Source organism: Kitasatospora sp. MAA19, assembly GCF_029894125.1.
In the GTDB taxonomy this organism is placed as follows: Bacteria; Actinomycetota; Actinomycetes; order Streptomycetales; family Streptomycetaceae; genus Kitasatospora.
Window position 1 is genome coordinate 16,460 of sequence record NZ_JARXYZ010000048.1, and the last position, 16,581, is coordinate 33,040.

The window sequence follows — 16,581 nt, forward strand, 5'->3', positions numbered from 1 at the left end:
CCTGCGACTTGCGCAAGGCGCCTTTAAGCTTCGGTTAAAAGGCGGTTCTCCGTCACTCCGGGGACTTCTCGCGAGTCCGGGCACAGGCCTTCTCGACGATGAGAGTGGGTAATGACACCTACAAGTGATCAAATGGGCGGCTCCGCGCGCGGGCCGGGTCGGCGGCGGTCGGGTTTGCCCGGCCGCCGTGTCGTGGGGCGCGTCACGGTGCTCGCGCTGGGGATCGGCAGTTGCTCGCTCGCGGCGGCTCCGGCGGCGTTTCCGCAGGCGGGTGACGGGTCGGTGACGGTCCGGGTGGTGCGGGCGGTGGATGCGAGTGGGGTGTGGACGCCTGCGCTGGAGCCGGGTATCGCGGGTGTGCGGGTGACGCTCTCGGATGACGCCGGTGTCGGGATCGAGGGGGTGACGGCTGCGGATGGGACGGTGACGTTGGCGCCGGCCGTGGCGAAGCCCTCCGGTGGTAGGTACCGGGTGCAGGTGGTGAATCCGAAGCCGGGTGTGTTGTTCCCGGCGTTCGCCTCGCGGCAGGGGCTGGACGGTGCGCCGAACCAGCTGAGCAGTAACGAGGAGTTCGTCGACCTGTCCGGTGGCAAGAACGTGGCGTACACCACGGGGTTGTGGAGCCCGGGTGACTACTGTCAGAAGAACGCGACGCTGGTGACGACCTGTCAGCCGGCCACGCGTGAGGGCGGGGGTCAGCGCACGCTGGTGTCGTTCCCGTACAGTGCGCGCGGGCAGGACGGCGTGGACGTGAACGCGACGAGTATCGCCTCGGATGCCGAGACGGGCACGTTGTTCGGTATCGCGTGGAACAAGGCGGATCGGCGGGTGTTCTCCTCGGCGATGGCGAAGCGGACCACCGATTACGGTCCGGGTGGTGCGGGCGGGATCTATGTGACGGATCCCGCGCAGAAGAAGACGACGTTGTTCGCCACGGTGCCGGACGCGGGGGCGACGGTCCACGGCGGCGGCACGGACGACGCGTTCCTCGATGTGCCGGGGCGGGAGAGTCTGGGCGGTATCAAGGTCACCGATGACGGCAGGGACCTGTTCGTCGTCAACCTCAACGACCGCAAGCTCTACCGCTACGACGCCACCGTGCCCACCGCGGCGGCGCCGAAGGCCTCCTACCCGATCCCGGATCCGGGGTGTCCGACGGCGGGGGACTGGCGCCCGTTCGGCCTGGGCCTGCAGGACGCCACCGGCTACCTCGGCGGGGTGTGCTCCGGCCAGTCCACCGGCAAGCTCACGGACCTGCGCGCCGTGGTCCTGCCGTTCGACCTGGCCACGGGCGTGTTCGGCAAGGCGGTGCTGGACCAGCCGCTGGACTACCCGCGTCAGTCCACCGTCGGCTCGGGCCCGTGTGACGGGGCGGGCTGGTTCCCGTGGACGAGCACGTATCCGGACGCGCAGAACGGCCGCCCGTGCGGCAACGCGACCATCGCCCAGCCCGAACCGGAGCTCGGCGAGATCGGCTTCGAGACCGACGGCTCGATGCTGGTGTCCTTCCGCGACCGCTTCGGCGACCGCGCGCCGGCCTCGCCCGCGCCGAACTCGGTGGCGGTCGTGATGTCCGGTGGTGATCTGAACAAGGCGTGCCCGGTGAACGGCGTCTTCGTGCTGGACACCAACAACGGTTGCGGGCTGTCCCCGCGGGGGACGCGGTTCTTCGACACCACCTGGGGCGGTCACCGCAACACGGCGTTCGCGGGGATGGCGTTGTCCAAGGTGGAGAACACCATCGCGACGTCCGCTTTCGACCCCAACCACACCGCTCTCGGCTACGGCACGTCCTTCCTCCAGCGGCGTGACGGCACGCAGGACCCGAAGTTCGGTCTGCGGCTCAACCCGGCGGGGACGATCGCCCCGTTCGGCAAGGGTGCCTCGATGGGTGATCTGGAGGTGCTGTGTGACCAGGCGCCGCTGCAGATCGGCAACCGGGTCTGGTACGACCCCGAACGCAAGGGCATCCAGAACCCGGGCCAGAAACCCGTCCCGGGTGCGACCGTGAACCTGTACGACGAGTCGGGCAAGCTGGTGGGCACGACGAAGACGACGGCGCGCGGCGAGTACTACTTCGACGACTCCGACGTCACCGGCGGCCTCAAACCCCACACCAAGTACACGATCAGGCTCGACAACCCGGCCGACTACGCCAAGGGCGGGCCGCTGTACCAGTGGGTGCCCACCGAACACGACATCGGCGACAACCACTTCATCGACTCCAAGGGCACCGTCCCCACCGGCGGGACGTACCCCGAACGGGCACTGACCACCGGCGGACCGGGCGAGAACGACCACACCTACGACTTCGGATTCCGCCAACAGGAAGGCGCACTGCGCCTGGTCAAACACGACCAGGACGGCAAGCCGCTGGCGGGGGCGACGTTCCAGCTGTGGCACGAGACGAACGGCACCGACGGGCTGCAGCCCACCGGTGACAAGCCCGATACGGCGGTGGGGAGTCCGTGCACGACCGGGGCCGACGGCCTGTGTCAGGGTGCGGGTCTGCCGGGGACGTACTACTGGCAGGAAGTCAGCCCGCCCACGGGTTACGCGGCCCCGGACACCACGGTGTTCGGCCCGCTGGTTCTGACCCCGGACAACCTCACGGACGGCGTCTCGGTGACGGCGGTCAACCGACTCCTGCCCACCCCGTCGCCGACCCCGACACCCACTCCCACTCCCACTCCCACCCCCACACCGACGACGCCGGCCGTGACGCCGACGCCGCAGAGCCCGCCGGACACGCCTGCGGCGCCGACCGTACCGGCTCCGCCGCAGGCCCCGCCCGGCTCGCACCTGCCGAACACCGGTACGGGCCCGCTCGCACCGATGGCCCTTGCCGCCGTGGCGCTCACGGCGCTCGGTGGGGCGCTCGTCCTGGTGCGCAGGCGTAGGGCCCGACACCGGTAGCATCCGGGCCACGGCGGCCGGCGCTCGACGCGCCGACTGCCGGTAGGGCGGATCGGGCGGGTTCGCGGACCATCGGGTCCGCGAACCCGCCCGAGTGTTTGACCGACGTGAGAGAAGGCATCTTCATGGCCCGGAAGAAGACCGGCGGCCGTACGCCGCATCGGACCTTCTGGTTCAGGACACTGCTGGCGGTCGCGGTGTGCGGGACCGCGGCGGGTGGCCTGGCCGTCTACCAGACCGTCTCCGACGGCACCACGAGCCGGGCGGTGACGGTTGACGAAGCGTCCCGCATCGCGATCTCGCGCCTGAACCTGTATCAGGCGAGCCCGGCGAGGGTGACCCTCACCGCCGCCGAGGGCGGTGGCGTGGTGGTGCGGGTGGAGGGGATCGTGGACTACCGCACTCACCGCGCGGTGGGCAGCTACCGGGTCACCGGGGCCGCCGGTGACCTCGACCACGGCCTGATCGTCTGGGACGGCGACGGCCTGGGACTGGCGCCGAAGGCGGATGGCGCCGGCGGCCCGCCGTGGCAGCAGGCCGAGCACGTTCCCCGCTCGGGCTGGTCACCGCGCGCCTACACCGCGGACCCGCTGGACTCCGGACTCCGGCTGCTGATCCAACTCGGCGCGGACCGGCCCGACAACCCGCTGCTGCTCGCCCAGTCCGGGCCGCGATGGCTGGGCCGCGACCGGATCGACGGTCGGAGCTACGACAGGTTCTCCGGTCCGCGCTCCGGCGACGCGGCGCACGGGGCGGGGGCCGACGGCGAGTTGTCGCCGCTGACTTACTGGATCGACGGCGACGGCGGTCTGCGGCGGGTGACGATGCGGATGCCCGGCCTGGGCACGCCGACGACCGTCGAGATCACCGGGCGGGACGACGGCGCGAAACTGCCCGAAGCTCCCTGGGTCGCCGGCTGACCCGGCCGCGGCCGGTGGCGGGTGCCGAAAGCGGCGTCGGCGAGGCTCCCCGGCGCCCGGTCGAGCAGTGCTTCCGATGCTTCAACCCGACCGCCGGGAGGCCTCGTCGGCGGCGACCCGCGTGCTCCGCGCCGACCGGGCTCAGCTCGGCTGCGGCATGGCGGCGATGTCGGTCGGCAGGGGGTAGCGGTTCGGATCGACCGGTCCGGGCAGGTCCGTCGCCGGGCGGCCGGGTGCCGCCGGGTCGGGCATCGACGGTTGGGCGGGCGGCACGGGTACGGAGCTGAACGGTGTGCCGGGTGGCGGCTGGACGGGGGCCGGCCGGCCGGCCGGGACGGCCTGGCGCGAGGTGGCGCCGCACCCGGCGAGTTCCTCCAGGCCGTTCGGGCTCTGCGTCGCGGGCGAGTTGCCGGTGAAGCAGTTGGTGGGGTCGGCCGAGGCCAGCACGAGGTCGGCGCCGTTGGCGGTGACCTGGTTGCCCTCGACGTGGTTGCCGCTCGCCGGGTGCCCGGGCGGGTCCGTGACGATGACCCCGGCCGCGCGGTTGTCCCGGACGAGGTTGCGCAGCACCTGGTTCGCGGTGCCGCCGCCGATCCCGACGCCGATGCCGAAGCCGCCGTCGGCCTGCTCGGGCGAGTCCGCGGCGTTGTTGCCGGCGATCACGTTGCCGGCGATCACCGCGCCGTGCTGCGGGGCGAGGGCCTCCAGGTCGTTGGAGTTCACCGTCACGCCGACGCGATTGCCGACGACGCGGTTGCCGAGCACCGTCAAGTTGTCCGAGGCGTTGGTGATCTCGATGCCGACCGCGTTGCGCTCCACCGTGTTGCCGTGCACCAGCGTGTCGCAGGGCTTGCACTGGCCGACGTAGATGCCGGAATCGGCCCCGCCGGAAGCGTAGGACTCCTCGATGACGCCGCCGCGCGCGTCGAAGGCGTAGATGCCGTAGAGCCCGTTGTTGTACGCCGTCACCCGGGAGGCCCGGAAGCCCTGCACCGGTGGGAAGCGGACGGTGTCCAGCGGGTCGTAGGCCGAGCCGCCGGCGCCGCGCCGCTGCAGCTGCTCGTCGGTGACGCCGGTGAACAGGACGCCGTTGGCGAGGTAGCCGCGGACGGTGAGGTTCTCCACCACCGAGCCGGCGCCGGTGACGGTGATGCCGTTGACGAGCCGCACACCGCCGTCGAGGACCACCGCGTTCCGGTCCGTGCCGCGCACCACCACCCGTGGCACGGTGACCCGCACGCTCTCGCGGTACACACCGGGTTGGATCAGCACCGTGTCACCCTCGCGGGCGATGTCCACCGCCTCCTGCACCGTGTGGAAGTCCTCCGGTACACGAAGGACGCTCCCGGCCGGATGCCGTGTGCCGGACGGCTTCGAATCCGTCGACGAGCAACCCGTGGCCGCCACCGCGACCAGGGCGACCAGCACCGACAGGTATCGCGGCACCGTCGCCCGGAACGCTCCGGACCGGGCGGCCCGATGAGGTGACAGGCCATGAGGAGAGGGGATTTGCATGACAGGTGTTCTATCGTCTCCAATATCGGCCATGCACACCGAACCGGGAAAACCGCAGGAGCCGGCCCGACCTGCCGCGACCGGTTTGGGACGCAGGGCCGTGCTCGCGGCCGGAGCGGTCCTGGCCGCCGGGATCGGCGCGGCGGCGGAGGCGGTGACGAGCAACATCCTCTCACCGGACGGCGGTTCGCCTGCCGGTGCACCGCCGCCGCCCGCGTCGGCGATCCCCTTCCACGGGCCCCGGCAGGCCGGTGTGACGGAACCTCAACTGCCCTCCGCGCAGCTGCTGTCCTTCGACCTCCCGCCGACCACCGCCGCCGCGGACCGGGAGGCCCTGCGCGCCGTCCTCGACGCGCTGACCCGAACGCTCTCCACCGCGGCCGCCGGCACGCTGCCCGACTCGCGCCTGCGGACCGGCGCCCCGACCCGGCTCGCCTCCCTGGTCGGTGTGGGCCCCCAACTCGCCTCCCGGCTCGGCCTGAACGTGCCCGCCGAACTGGCCGACCTGCCGCCGTACCCCGGCGATCGCCTCGACCCGACCCGCAGCCACGGCGATCTGCTGGTCCACCTGTGCGCCGCCGACCGCTGGACGCTGACCGTCGTCGCCGAACTGGCCACCACCGCCGCGAAGACCGCCGGCATCGTCCCCCGCTGGACCCAGTCCGGCTTCCTGCCCCACGCACTCCCGGGCGTCACGCCGCGAAACCTGTTCGGGTTCAAGGACGGCACCGCCAACCCCGACGACGCGGCCGCCCAGCAGTGGGTCTGGGGCCCGCCGGGGCCGCACGAGAACGGGACCATCCTGGTCTACCGCAGAATCCGCATGGACACCGGCGGCTTCGCGGCACTCCCCGAGGACCGGCAGAACCTGGTGATCGGCCGCCGGGCCGGCGACGGCGTCCCGCTCACCGGCACGGCCGAGCACGACGACCCGGACATCTACGCCAAACACCCGGACGGCTCCTACATCATCCCCGCGACCTCCCACGTCCGGCTCAGCAGCCCCCGCCTCGACGGCGGCGCCCGCATGCTCCGCCGCAGCTACAGCTACGACGACGGCCTGAACGACCGCGGCCTGCTGTTCTGCGCCTTCATGCGCGACCCCGCCCTGTTCACCCGCGTCCAGAACCGCCTGACCGAACGCGACGCGCTGGCCCCGTTCATCGAGCACCAGGCGTCAGCCGTGGCCTACGTGCTCCCCGGCGCCGCACCGGGCGGGACGCTCGGCGAACAGCTCTGGACGTGAAGCCCCGCACCCGCGGTGCGGCCCGGCGTGCCGCAGCGGGGGCGTCAGACCTGGTAGCGGTCCGGGGCGAAGAGGTGCAGGTGGGCGGCGATCCAGTCGGAGGTGCGGCGCAGGCCCTCGTCCAGGCCCACCTGCGGCTGCCAGCCGGCCAGGTCGCGGGCCTTGCGGTTGTCGGAGAGGAGGCGCTCGACCTCGCTGCCGCCGGGGCGCAGCCGGGTCGGGTCGACCACGATCTCGGCCTCCCGGCCGGAGGCGACGATCAGGGCCTTGGCCAGGTCGCCGATCGACACCTCGGTGCCGGTGCCGAGGTTGACGACCTCGCCGAGCGTGCGGTCGGCGCGGGCGATGGCCAGGAAGCCTTCCGCGGTGTCGGTCGCGTAGGTGAAGTCCCGGGTGGGGGTCGTCGATCCGAGCCTGATCTCCGAGGCCCCGGAGTGGAGTTGGGCGAGCACGGTGGGGATCACGGCGCGGGCCGACTGGCGCGGGCCGTAGGTGTTGAACGGGCGGACCACCGAGACCGGCAGCTCGAAGGCGTGCCAGTAGGAGAGCGCCAGCATGTCCGCGCCGATCTTCGAGGCGGAGTACGGGGACTGCGGCTGGAGCGGGTGCCGTTCGTCGATCGGCGCGGTGATCGCCGTCCCGTACACCTCGCTGGTGGAGGTGTGCACCAGGCGGGCGCCGTGGCGCAGGCAGGCGGCGGCGACGTTCTGGGTGCCCGCGACGTTGGTCTGCACGTAGGCCTCGGGGGCCTGGTAGCTGTAGGGGATGCCGATCAGCGCGGCGAGGTGGAAGACGGTGTCGCAGCCGGCGACGGCGTCCAGGACCCGGCCGGCGTCCCGGACGTCGCCGGCGAGCATCCCCACCGGGCCGTCGGGGTCGGTGAGGTAGTGGGCCAGGTAGCCGCGCTCGGCGTACGGCTTGTAGTGCACCAGGGCCCGGACGCGGGCGCCGCGGGCTACCAGCAGGTCGACCAGGGTGCTGCCGATGAAGCCCTCGGCGCCGGTGACCAGGACGGTTCGGCCGGTCCAGTCCCGGTTCGGGGCGGGGGTGGTCGGGGCGGAGAGGGTGTTCGGGTCGGTCATGAGGTCCTCCGTGGGGGAGTCGGTGGTCAGCGGTCGAAGGGGGCGGGGGCGAGGGCGGGGGAGGTGACGGCGGGCGGCTCGGGCGCCGGGGCCCGGCCGATGACGCGGAGCACCTTGGCGGCCAGCAGGTCGGCGGCGCGTGCGTGGTCGCCCGGCTCGGCCGCCCGGGCCATCGCGGCCAGCCGGGCCGGGTCGGCGAGCAGGGGTTCCACCAGTGCGGCCAGCCGCTCGCCGGTGCACTCGCCGTCCGGCAGCAGCAGACCGGCGCCGGTGTCGGAGAGGACGCGCGCGTTGTGGGTCTGGTGGTCGTGCGGCGCGTGCGGGTAGGGCACCAGCACGGCGGGCATCCGTACGCTGGAGAGTTCGGCGACGGTGGCCGCGCCGGCCCGGCACACCATCAGGTCGGCCGCCGCGTAGACCAGGTCCATCCGGTCCAGGTAGGAGACGGCGCGCGCCATCGGGTTGCCGGCCAGTGCGGCGCGGACCTCCTCCAGTGCGGCCGGGCCGGTCTTGATCAGCAGCTGCCGGTCGGTGCGGTGCCGCCAGCGTGCGGCCAGTGCGACGGCGGCCGCGGTGAGCCGGGCGGCGCCGAGGCTGCCGCCGTTGAAGACCAGTAGCCGGGCGCCGTCCGGGACTTCGAGCTGCCGGCGGGCCTCGGCGCGCAGCGCGGCCCGGTCGAGCCGGGCGACGGCGCCGACCAGCGGCATCCCGACGGTCTGCGCCGACCGGCCGGCGGGCAGGTGCTCGCGGGTGCGGTCGAAGGCGAGCGCGATGTGCGGGGTGAGCCGGGCGGCGAAGCGGTTGGCCCGCCCGGGCACCGCGTTCGACTCGTGCACCACGCTCGGCAGCCCGGCCAGCCGGGCGCCGACGATCGCCGGTGCGCTCGGATAGCCGCCCATACCGACCGCCACCTGCGCGCCCTGGGCCCGCAGGATCTCCCGGCACTGCCCGCCGGAGCGCAGCAGCGCCGCGGGCAGCAGGTAGCGGCGCGGGCCGAGGGAGGCGTCGAAGGGGATCATGTCGACGGTGTGCAGCCGGTAGCCGGCCTCCGGGATCAGGGTGGTCTCCAGGCCGCGTTCGGTGCCCACGAAGGAGATCACGGCCCGGGGGTCGGCTCGGCGCAGTGCCTCGGCCAGCGCGAGGCCCGGGTAGATGTGTCCGCCGGTGCCGCCGGCGCCGATCACCACCGACAGGGGACGGTCGGGATCGTGGTTGCCGTGGTTGCCGTGTTCTGTCCGCATGCCGTCGAGCCTGCCGAGGCCGTCTAAGAGACTTCTCAGAGTCGTTTTGAGAGGGTTGTCGGTATGAGCAACGGGCAGAGGGTGCTGGTCGTCGACGACGATCCGGAGGTGCGTGCCGCCGTCGAGGACGGTCTGGCCGTCGAGGGGTACCTGGTGCGCGGCGCGGCCGACGGGCTGGCGGCACTGAGCGAGGTGGCCGGCTGGCAGCCCGACGCGATGGTGCTCGACCTGCTCATGCCCGTCCTGGACGGACTGGCGGTCTGCCGCCGGCTGCGGGCCCTGGGCGACCGGATCCCGATCCTGGTGCTGACCGCCCGCGACTCGGTGACCGACCGCGTCGACGGCCTCGACGCGGGCGCCGACGACTACCTGGTGAAGCCGTTCGCACTGGACGAGCTGACCGCCCGGCTGCGTGCCCTGCTGCGGCGCAGCGCCCCGGCGGCCGAGGAGACCGGCTACCGCTTCGCCGACCTGGAGGTCGACCCGGCCACCCGGACCGGCACCCGGGCCGGGCGGCCGGTGGAGTTCTCGCGCACCGAGTTCGCGCTGCTGGAGGTGCTGCTGCGCCACCCGGGCCAGGTGCTCCCGCGCGAGGTGATCATGGAGCGGGTGTGGGGCGCCGACTTCGGCCCCGACTCCAACTCGCTCGCGGTGTACGTCGGTTACCTGCGCCGCAAGCTGGAGGCCGACGGCGAACCGCGGCTGGTGCACACCGTGCACGGGGTCGGCTACCGCCTGGACCGGGGGTGAGGGCGCACGCCCGCTGGCGGCGCCGGCGCCCGCTGCGCACCAGACTGGCGCTCGCCTGCACGGCCGCGGTCGCCGTGGTCGCGCTCGGGATCAGCGCGGCCGCGTTCAGCATCGTCCGCTACGAGCTCAACCACCAGCTGGACCAGCACCTCACCCAGCAGGCCACCCTGGTCCAGCAGCAGCACCGCGCCGAGGGGCCGCAGGTCGTCTACGGCGAGTGCAACTACCTGGCCGCCCCGGCCTGCGCGCAGATCGTCTCCGCCGACCCCGGCAAGGCGCCGAACGAGCCGTACCTGCTGCCCGTCACCCCGGCCACCCGCCAGGTCGCGGACCGGCAGCGGGCCGGCTACTTCACCGACCTCACCATCGGCGGCCACCCGGCCCGGATGCTCACCACCCCGATGATCGCGGCGCCGCCCGGTGCCCGGCAGGCCGTCCAGGTCGCGCTGCGCGCCGACAGCGTCCGGGAGGGGGTGCGGCAGGCCGGCGCGCTGATGGCGGCCGTCGCGGCGGCGGGCGTGCTGCTGGCCGCCGCGCTCGGGCGCACGGTGGCCCGTACCGGCCTCGCCCCGGTCACCCGGCTGACCCGCACCGCCGAGCGGATCGCCGACACCCGGGACGCGAGCCTGCGGATCGAGCTGCCGCCCGGGCGCCGGGAGGACGAGCTGACCAGGCTGGCGGGCAGCTTCAACACCATGCTGGGTGAGCTGGAACAGTCCGTGACCGCCCGGCGCAGGCTCGTCGCCGACGCCTCGCACGAACTGCGCACCCCGTTGACCGCGCTCCGCACCAACGCCGAACTGCTTTCGCGTGCCGATCGATTGACGGACAGTCAGCGCGAGCGGGCGGCGGCCGCGCTGCGCCGCCAGCTGCGCGAGGTCACCGGCCTGGTGAACGACCTCATCGAGCTGGCCCGCGACGAGGAGCCGCAGCCGCTGCTCGAACAGGTCGGGGTCGGCCGGCTCGTCGGGCACTGCGTCGACACCGCGCGCGACCACTGGCCGACGGTCGCCTTCACCCTGGAGAACGACGCCGCGGAGCGCACCGTCCCCGGCGTGCCGGCCCGCCTGTCCCGGCTGGTCACCAACCTGCTGGACAACGCGGCCAAGTTCAGCCCGCCGGGCGCCACCGTCGAGGTCCGGCTCACCGCCGGGCTGGAACTGACCGTCCGCGACCACGGCCCCGGCATCGCGCCCGAGGACCTGCCGTACGTCTTCGACCGCTTCTACCGGGCCTCGGCCGCACGGGCGCTGCCCGGCTCAGGCCTCGGGCTCGCGATGGCGCGCCAGATCGCCCAGGCGCACGGCGCCACGCTCACCGCCGAGGCCGCCCCCGGCGGCGGCGCGCTGTTCCGCCTGCGGCTGCCGGGCTGAACCCGGGACCGCGAGGAGCGCCGAAGTCCGGCGCACGCCCACCCTCCGCCGTCCGCACGCCGACGGCTACCGGGTCTTCCCCGCCGGCGAACGGGACGACGTCACCGAGGTGATCCTCCCCGACCCCGGCGGCCACGCCGCCACCCCTGCGGATGCCGACCGCCTCCGCCGTGCCCGCCCGGTTCGGGAGCCGGTCGGATCAGCCGGTCAGATCAGCCGGTCGCGGTCACGCGTGGCGATGGCGCGGACGCGGGTGGCGAACCGTCCGCGGCTGCGTTGTTGGTGCAGTTCCTCGGCGGCTTCCTCGTCGCCCGCGTCGGTGGGGGTCTGCGGTGTCTCGTCCCCGTCGTGGTCGGTGTCGGCGTACTCGTCGTGGAGGAGCCAGCAGCCGTGGATGCCGGCGAGGAGGTCTTCGAGGAGGTCGCGGGCGGGCCGTTTCGGGTCGAGGGGGGTCAGGCGCAGGCCGGTGTCCTCCGCGTCGAGCTCCCCGTCCTCGTCCTCGTCCGGGTATTCGGCGAGGGCTTCCTCGAAGTCGTCGATCTGGTCGCGGAGGGCCGTCGGGTCGGGCAGCAGGCCGTCGGCGACGTGCAGGGCGTGTCGGACGAGGGCGGTGACGGCGTCGTACGGGGAGGCGCCGGCGTCGATGAGTTCGAGGACGAGGGTGGGGGTCTCGTGGGCGAGGGCCTCGATGGTGTCGGCTTCGAGGACGACGGTGGCCCGGTCGTGGCCGGAGGCCTGGGAGGCGACCTCGGCCGCGGCGGTGAGCCAGTGGGCCGCGGCGACGGCGGCGGCGGTGGGGTCGATGTCGGAGAACAGCTGGGCGGGGCCGAACGGGTCCTGCTCGAACAGCAGGTCGGCGGAGGCGACCTGGGCGGGGGAGGCGTCCTCGCGGCTGAGGAGGACGGCCTGCTGGGCGCGGGCGGTCAGGTCGCCGAGTTCGGCGTTCTCGACGGCGGCGAGTTCGGTGGCGGCCTCGGCGAGGACGGTCTCGGTCAGTCCCTCGTCGTCCAGGGCGGCCAGGGCGCGGCCGACCCGGTTCGCGGACTCGACGACGGGGCTGTAGGAGACGGCCAGCATCCCGCCCTGGGGGAGGTTCGGTCGGGCGATGGCGGCGGCGACCTCGGCGAAGGCCCCGCGTTCCCGTTCGCGCCGCCATCCCTCGGTGTCGGGTTCCAGGGAGCCGGCGGCGCCGGCCGGATGGGTGTAGGTGTGCCAGGCCGCTTCGGACAGCTGGGTCAGCGTGGCGGCCAGGCGCAGGAGCGCGGTGGTGCCGGTTCCGGCGGGGAGGGTGGCGATGCTGGTGGAGAGGTCGCCTTCGCCGGTGCCCCAGGCGGCGATCAGCTCGTGCCGGACGGGGTCGACGCTGTAGCGGGTCATCAAGCCGTTCCTTCGGATCGGGCCGGTACGCCACGTGGCGCGAAGCAATTCTGACGTATCACCAGGTGCTGACCGTCCGTCCGCTGTCGGGGTCGGGGTCGGGGTCGGGGTCGGTGCCTGGGTGTGCGGGCGTTCCGATGCCGGTGGCGGTTGGGGCCTGTGCTGGCCCCTGCCGGGGAGACGCGCGAGGGGGCGCAGCGGGGGCGGTCTGGTGCGGGCGGGGCGTGTGGTGGCCGTCGATGCGGGGGGCTCGTCCGAAGTCTTGCCGGAGAGCCCATGCCGGGATCTCCGGCGCGGTAGAACAAATGCTCGGTCCGGGCGGGGGGTGTCGGCGGCAGCGCGAGGGTGTGCCGGGTGGGCGGCGTGGCCGCCGCCTCACACCGCAGCCGCGCCCCTTTCACCTGCTTGGCCCAATTCCGTCGCCGGCTCGGGACGCCGGTCGCACGCCTGTTCCGGTGGGCGTCCGGCGGCGAGGGGGGAGCGGCCTGTGGCGGGCGGATGCCCGGTGGTACACCGGCCCTGCGGCGGATCGTACGCATCGGGCCCGCAGTCGCTCTGGCGGTGCGAGCTGCGGGCCTGCCGGGAAACGACCTGCCAGGGCCCCGTGATCGGAGCCCTGGCGGGGTCTGCGCATCGTGTGGGTCTATCGGATACTGGTCGGGAGGGCGTCCCGCCTCGGGGTGCGGTGCACCCCGGGGCGGGGGCCGGACCGGAGCCCCGAGCTGACTCCTCGGGGCTCCGTGTCATGCGGTCGCAGCTATCCGGTCGACTCAGCGGTAGTGCTCGACCACGCGGAAGCTGCCCACGACGCCGTCCTCGACCCGGATGCCCTCGGTGCGGTGGATCTTCACGCCGTCGCTGGTGCTGCGCGGCCCGACGGTGGCGATGGGGGCGCCGTTGTCGCAGACCGCCCCGCGGAACACCTCGACGGTCTTGTGGCTGTCGTTGCGGATGTTCAGGGTCCGGGCGCCCAGGCCGCTGATCACGGTGATGCAGCCGCCCGAGTGCGCGGAGTAGGTCCGCTCGTTGATGTGGATGCGGCCCTCCTCGTGGCGCTTCTCGTTGTGCCCCTCGTTGTGCCCCTCGTTGCGCCCCTCGTTGCCCTTCCCGCCAGCGGCGCCGCCGTCGGCGGGCAGCTCGGCCGGAGCAGCCACCTGCCGCGCCGAAGCCTGCGGAGCCATCGGCTCGGAGGCGGCCGACGCGTACGTGACACCGGTGACGGCCAGGGCCGCGACTCCGAGGGCGGCGGTGGTGGCGGCAAAGCGGTTGGTCTTCATGGAAGCTTCTTTCGCTCTCAGACGATGTCGGCTGGGCAGCCGACCCGAGATTGAACGTACTGAATGCCCCCATAGCTGTCATTTCGGGCATATCGAAATGTTGGCGAACGGGGTACGCCGGTCCGCGTGTCGCCCCTGAGGCTGGCTGAGCGTCCCGTCAAAGTGCTTGCTGTAGAGGCAAGTTGATGGGGGGTGGGTCCATTAGTGTGATTACCTGACTCCCGCTCACCCCTTTGACGTTCAGAGCTGCCTGGCACCGTGGGTGAGGCGGAGTCGCGGGTCAGCTGACGGTCGGTGCTGCCGGGGCTGCGGGGCCGGTGGGCCGGGAGGCCGGGAAGGCCGGGCCCGGCGGCCGGCCCCACGGCCAGGCGCGCCGGCAGAGCGCCCGGCCCGGCCGTAATTCGCTTGACCTGGCCACGGGGCGACGCTGCACTGTGGCGGGACACCACGAGTCGTGGTGCCGGTATTCCCAAGGGGGCAGCGGCAACGATGGAGATCCGTTCCACGACCGACAAGGACCTCGACGTCTTCGTCGACACGCTCCACGCCGCCTTCGGGCGCTTCCCGGAAACCCCGGCCGAGGGCGCCGGTGTCTTCTGGTCGGCGCTCGAACTGGACCGCGGCCTGCTCGCCGTGACGGCGGACGGGCGGCCCGTCGGCACCGCCGCCGCGTACTCCTTCGAGCTCACCCTGCCCGGTGGGGTCCTCGTCCCGGCCCCCGGGGTGACCAACGTCGGTGTCCTGCCCACGCACCGACGCCAGGGTGTGCTCACGGCGATGATGCGTCATCAGCTCACCGAGGTGCGGGCCCGCGGGGAGTTCCTCTCCGTACTGCTGGCCTCCGAGGCCGTGATCTACCGCAGGTTCGGCTACGGACCGGCGACCTACACGCAGCGGCTGACGGTGCCGCGCCACCGCGCCGCCCTCGCCCGCCCCCGGGCGGGCGCAACGGCCGACGCCGCGGCGGCCGGCTCGGTCGAGCTGCTGCGGCGTGCCGAGTGCGGCGGGATCCTGGAAGAGGTCTACGACCGGTACCGCCGCGCCCAGCCCGGCGCGCTCTCCCGGCCGCACCGCTGGTGGGCCCTGGGCGCGGGCCGGCCCCCGGTCTCCCGGGCGCCGCGCTACGTCGCCGTCCACCGCGACGCCGACGGCGTCCCGGACGGGTACGCCAGCTACTCGCTCGGCGAGTCCGACACCCTGACGGTCGACGAGACCATCGCCACCGACGACGCCGTCTCCACGGCCCTGGCCCGGTTCGTGCTCGGACACGACCTGGTCTCCCAGGTCGTCTTCAAGCACTTCCCGCCCGACCACCCGCTGCGCTGGCAGCTCGCGGACTTCAACGCCGGCCAGCTGAGCAACCACACCGACTGGCTCTGGGTGCGGCTGCTGGACGTCCCGCGTGCGCTGACCGCACGTGGCTGGTTCACGGACGGCGAGCTCGTCCTCGACGTCGACGACCCGTTCCTCGGCGAGCACGGCCGCTACCTGCTGACCGTCCGGGACGGCAAGGCCGACTGCGTCCTGACGGACCGGGAGCCGGACCTGTCCCTGGACGTGAGCGACCTGGGCTCGGTCTACCTCGGCGGCACCGCCCCGAGCACGCTCGTGCGCGCCGGACATGTCCGGGCCCACCGTCCGGGCGCGGCCGCCCTCGCCGACGCCCTCTTCCGCGCCGAGCGCGCCCCGCACTGCCTGCACTGGTTCTGACCGCGCGCTCGCCTCGTGCGTGCGGGCCCGTCCGGGCCGGCGCCTGCTGCGGAAGGGCCGTCGGCCGGGATTCCGGCCGACGGCCCGGGGCTGCCCGCTACCGGAACAGGCGGTCGCCGCCGGTGGCCATGCGGTGGGTGCCGCTGTGGCGGTTCACCCAGTCACGGACGAGGTTGATCGCGTTGGCGCACTGCCAGCTGTTGTCGTACTCGCGCACTCCGGTGAAGGCGCCGTAGCCCGCGATGATGCCGTCCACACCCGCATCGCCCAGCAGCTTGTCGACGTACCACGGGTCGTTGTAGGTGGTCGTCCAGGACAGCGTGGCCGCGAGCCGTCCGGCGGCACGGTCCCCGGCCCCCTTCTTCAGCTCCGCGCACGTGTTGTAGGTGGTCTCCGTGCAGTTGCCGAACCCCTTGGTGATGTCGGAGTCGCCGTAGTCCATCGCCCGGTGACCGGCCGGGAACCCGGAACCGGACCGGTTGAAAGCGCCCTGGACCTGATCGCGGGTCCCGGTCGACGTGATGCCCTCCAGCGGGCCGAGCTTGCCCTCCAGGCTCTGCCAACCCCGGCCGCCGACGTCCGGGGTGCTCCCGCCGTGGTACTCGAAGAAGCCGTAGAGCACCTGGATCCCGGCTGCCGTGAGCCGCTGCGCCTTGTCCCGCAGCCCGGCGACACTGCACGTGCGGTTCGGCTGCTCCCCGCAGTAGTTCGGGTCCTTGATGTCCAGCCAGACCAGCGACAGCCGGCGTCCGGCGTTGGCGTTGGAGAGGATACGGTCGACCATGCTGTCGAAGCTGGGGCCCAGCCGGTTCTCACCGGCCGAGGAACAGTCGTGGTAGGCGCGCCATTCGTTCGGGTTCCACCAGGCACAGACGTCGATCTCGATGCCGTTGGCGCCGTGGCCGAGCGCGGCGTCCACGCCGTCCAGGGTGTCCACCCGGTGCGCGATGGCGTAGACCGCGTGGCGCTGGTCGGCTGCCGCCGCCGGGGTCGTACCGAGCGCGGTGAGGCCGACGATCCCGCACAGTGCCGCCAGCAGCGCCAGCACCTTCCGCGGGCCGGTGCGATGCCTGAGGTGAGTGGTCAAGAAAGGTACTCCTTCATGTCGGTGCCCTGAAGCCGTCGCGCCGATGACGCCGCCGTCCTGACGCGCCGCTCGTCCCCCGCCGGCGGC

12 protein-coding genes are annotated in these 16,581 nt (G+C 73.2%); 6 read left to right on the plus strand and 6 right to left on the minus strand.

Translation table 11 applies throughout. The features are described from left to right. Positions 1–192 precede the first annotated feature (192 nt). Positions 193–2,916 carry an SdrD B-like domain-containing protein gene (locus P3T27_RS37835; RefSeq protein ID WP_280685869.1) on the plus strand — a complete coding sequence of 908 codons (2,724 nt, stop codon included), beginning with the start codon at positions 193–195 and terminating at the stop codon, positions 2,914–2,916. Positions 2,917–3,041: 125 nt separating this feature from the next. Further along, a complete protein-coding gene (locus P3T27_RS37840) occupies positions 3,042–3,836 on the plus strand; it encodes a hypothetical protein (protein WP_280685870.1) in 795 nt (264 codons plus the stop codon). A gap of 141 nt (positions 3,837–3,977) precedes the next feature. Here the strand turns inward: P3T27_RS37840 and P3T27_RS37845 are convergent, their stop codons facing one another. Beyond that, positions 3,978–5,282, minus strand: a complete 1,305-nt coding sequence (locus P3T27_RS37845) for a right-handed parallel beta-helix repeat-containing protein (protein WP_280685871.1) — start codon at positions 5,280–5,282, stop codon at positions 3,978–3,980. A 100-nt stretch (positions 5,283–5,382) separates the two neighbouring features. Between P3T27_RS37845 and P3T27_RS37850 the strand changes: the two genes are divergently transcribed. After that, entirely contained in the window at positions 5,383–6,597 is a 1,215-nt protein-coding gene (locus tag P3T27_RS37850) for a Dyp-type peroxidase (RefSeq protein WP_280685872.1), read from the plus strand. A 44-nt stretch (positions 6,598–6,641) separates the two neighbouring features. On the opposite strand, the gene P3T27_RS37855 is transcribed toward P3T27_RS37850, so the two are convergent. Together P3T27_RS37855 and P3T27_RS37860 are read right to left on the minus strand one after the other, a co-directional pair. After that, on the minus strand, positions 6,642–7,679 hold the full coding sequence (locus P3T27_RS37855; RefSeq protein ID WP_280685873.1) for an SDR family NAD(P)-dependent oxidoreductase: 1,038 nt from the start codon (positions 7,677–7,679) through the stop codon (positions 6,642–6,644). A 26-nt stretch (positions 7,680–7,705) separates the two neighbouring features. After that, positions 7,706–8,920 carry a UDP-N-acetylglucosamine--N-acetylmuramyl-(pentapeptide) pyrophosphoryl-undecaprenol N-acetylglucosamine transferase gene (locus P3T27_RS37860; RefSeq protein WP_280685874.1) on the minus strand — a complete coding sequence of 405 codons (1,215 nt, stop codon included), beginning with the start codon at positions 8,918–8,920 and terminating at the stop codon, positions 7,706–7,708. Between the two features lie 63 nt (positions 8,921–8,983). On the opposite strand from P3T27_RS37860, the gene P3T27_RS37865 reads away from it, so the two are divergent. Beyond that, positions 8,984–9,670 (plus strand): response regulator transcription factor, encoded by a 687-nt coding sequence (locus P3T27_RS37865; RefSeq protein ID WP_280685875.1) that lies wholly within the window; start codon positions 8,984–8,986, stop codon positions 9,668–9,670. Beyond that, complete coding sequence (locus P3T27_RS37870; RefSeq protein ID WP_280685876.1) at positions 9,667–11,043, plus strand: HAMP domain-containing sensor histidine kinase; 1,377 nt, start codon at positions 9,667–9,669, stop codon at positions 11,041–11,043. The genes P3T27_RS37865 and P3T27_RS37870 overlap by 4 nt, the downstream gene beginning before the upstream one ends. 207 nt (positions 11,044–11,250) lie before the next feature. Here the strand turns inward: P3T27_RS37870 and P3T27_RS37875 are convergent, their stop codons facing one another. Continuing rightward, positions 11,251–12,420, minus strand: coding sequence for a hypothetical protein (locus P3T27_RS37875; RefSeq protein WP_280685877.1), 1,170 nt, complete (start codon positions 12,418–12,420; stop codon positions 11,251–11,253). Positions 12,421–13,190: 770 nt separating this feature from the next. Then, the gene (locus P3T27_RS37880) at positions 13,191–13,697 is read right to left on the minus strand and encodes a hypothetical protein (RefSeq protein WP_280685878.1); all 507 of its coding nucleotides are present in this window, start codon (positions 13,695–13,697) and stop codon (positions 13,191–13,193) included. 489 nt (positions 13,698–14,186) lie between these two features. Here P3T27_RS37880 and P3T27_RS37885 point away from each other — a divergent pair, with 489 nt between their 5' ends. Further along, positions 14,187–15,407, plus strand: coding sequence for a GNAT family N-acetyltransferase (locus P3T27_RS37885; RefSeq protein ID WP_280685879.1), 1,221 nt, complete (start codon positions 14,187–14,189; stop codon positions 15,405–15,407). A 97-nt stretch (positions 15,408–15,504) separates the two neighbouring features. Here P3T27_RS37885 and P3T27_RS37890 read toward each other — a convergent pair whose 3' ends face one another. Further along, on the minus strand, positions 15,505–16,494 hold the full coding sequence (locus P3T27_RS37890; RefSeq protein ID WP_280685880.1) for a phospholipase: 990 nt from the start codon (positions 16,492–16,494) through the stop codon (positions 15,505–15,507). Positions 16,495–16,581: the final 87 nt, after the last annotated feature.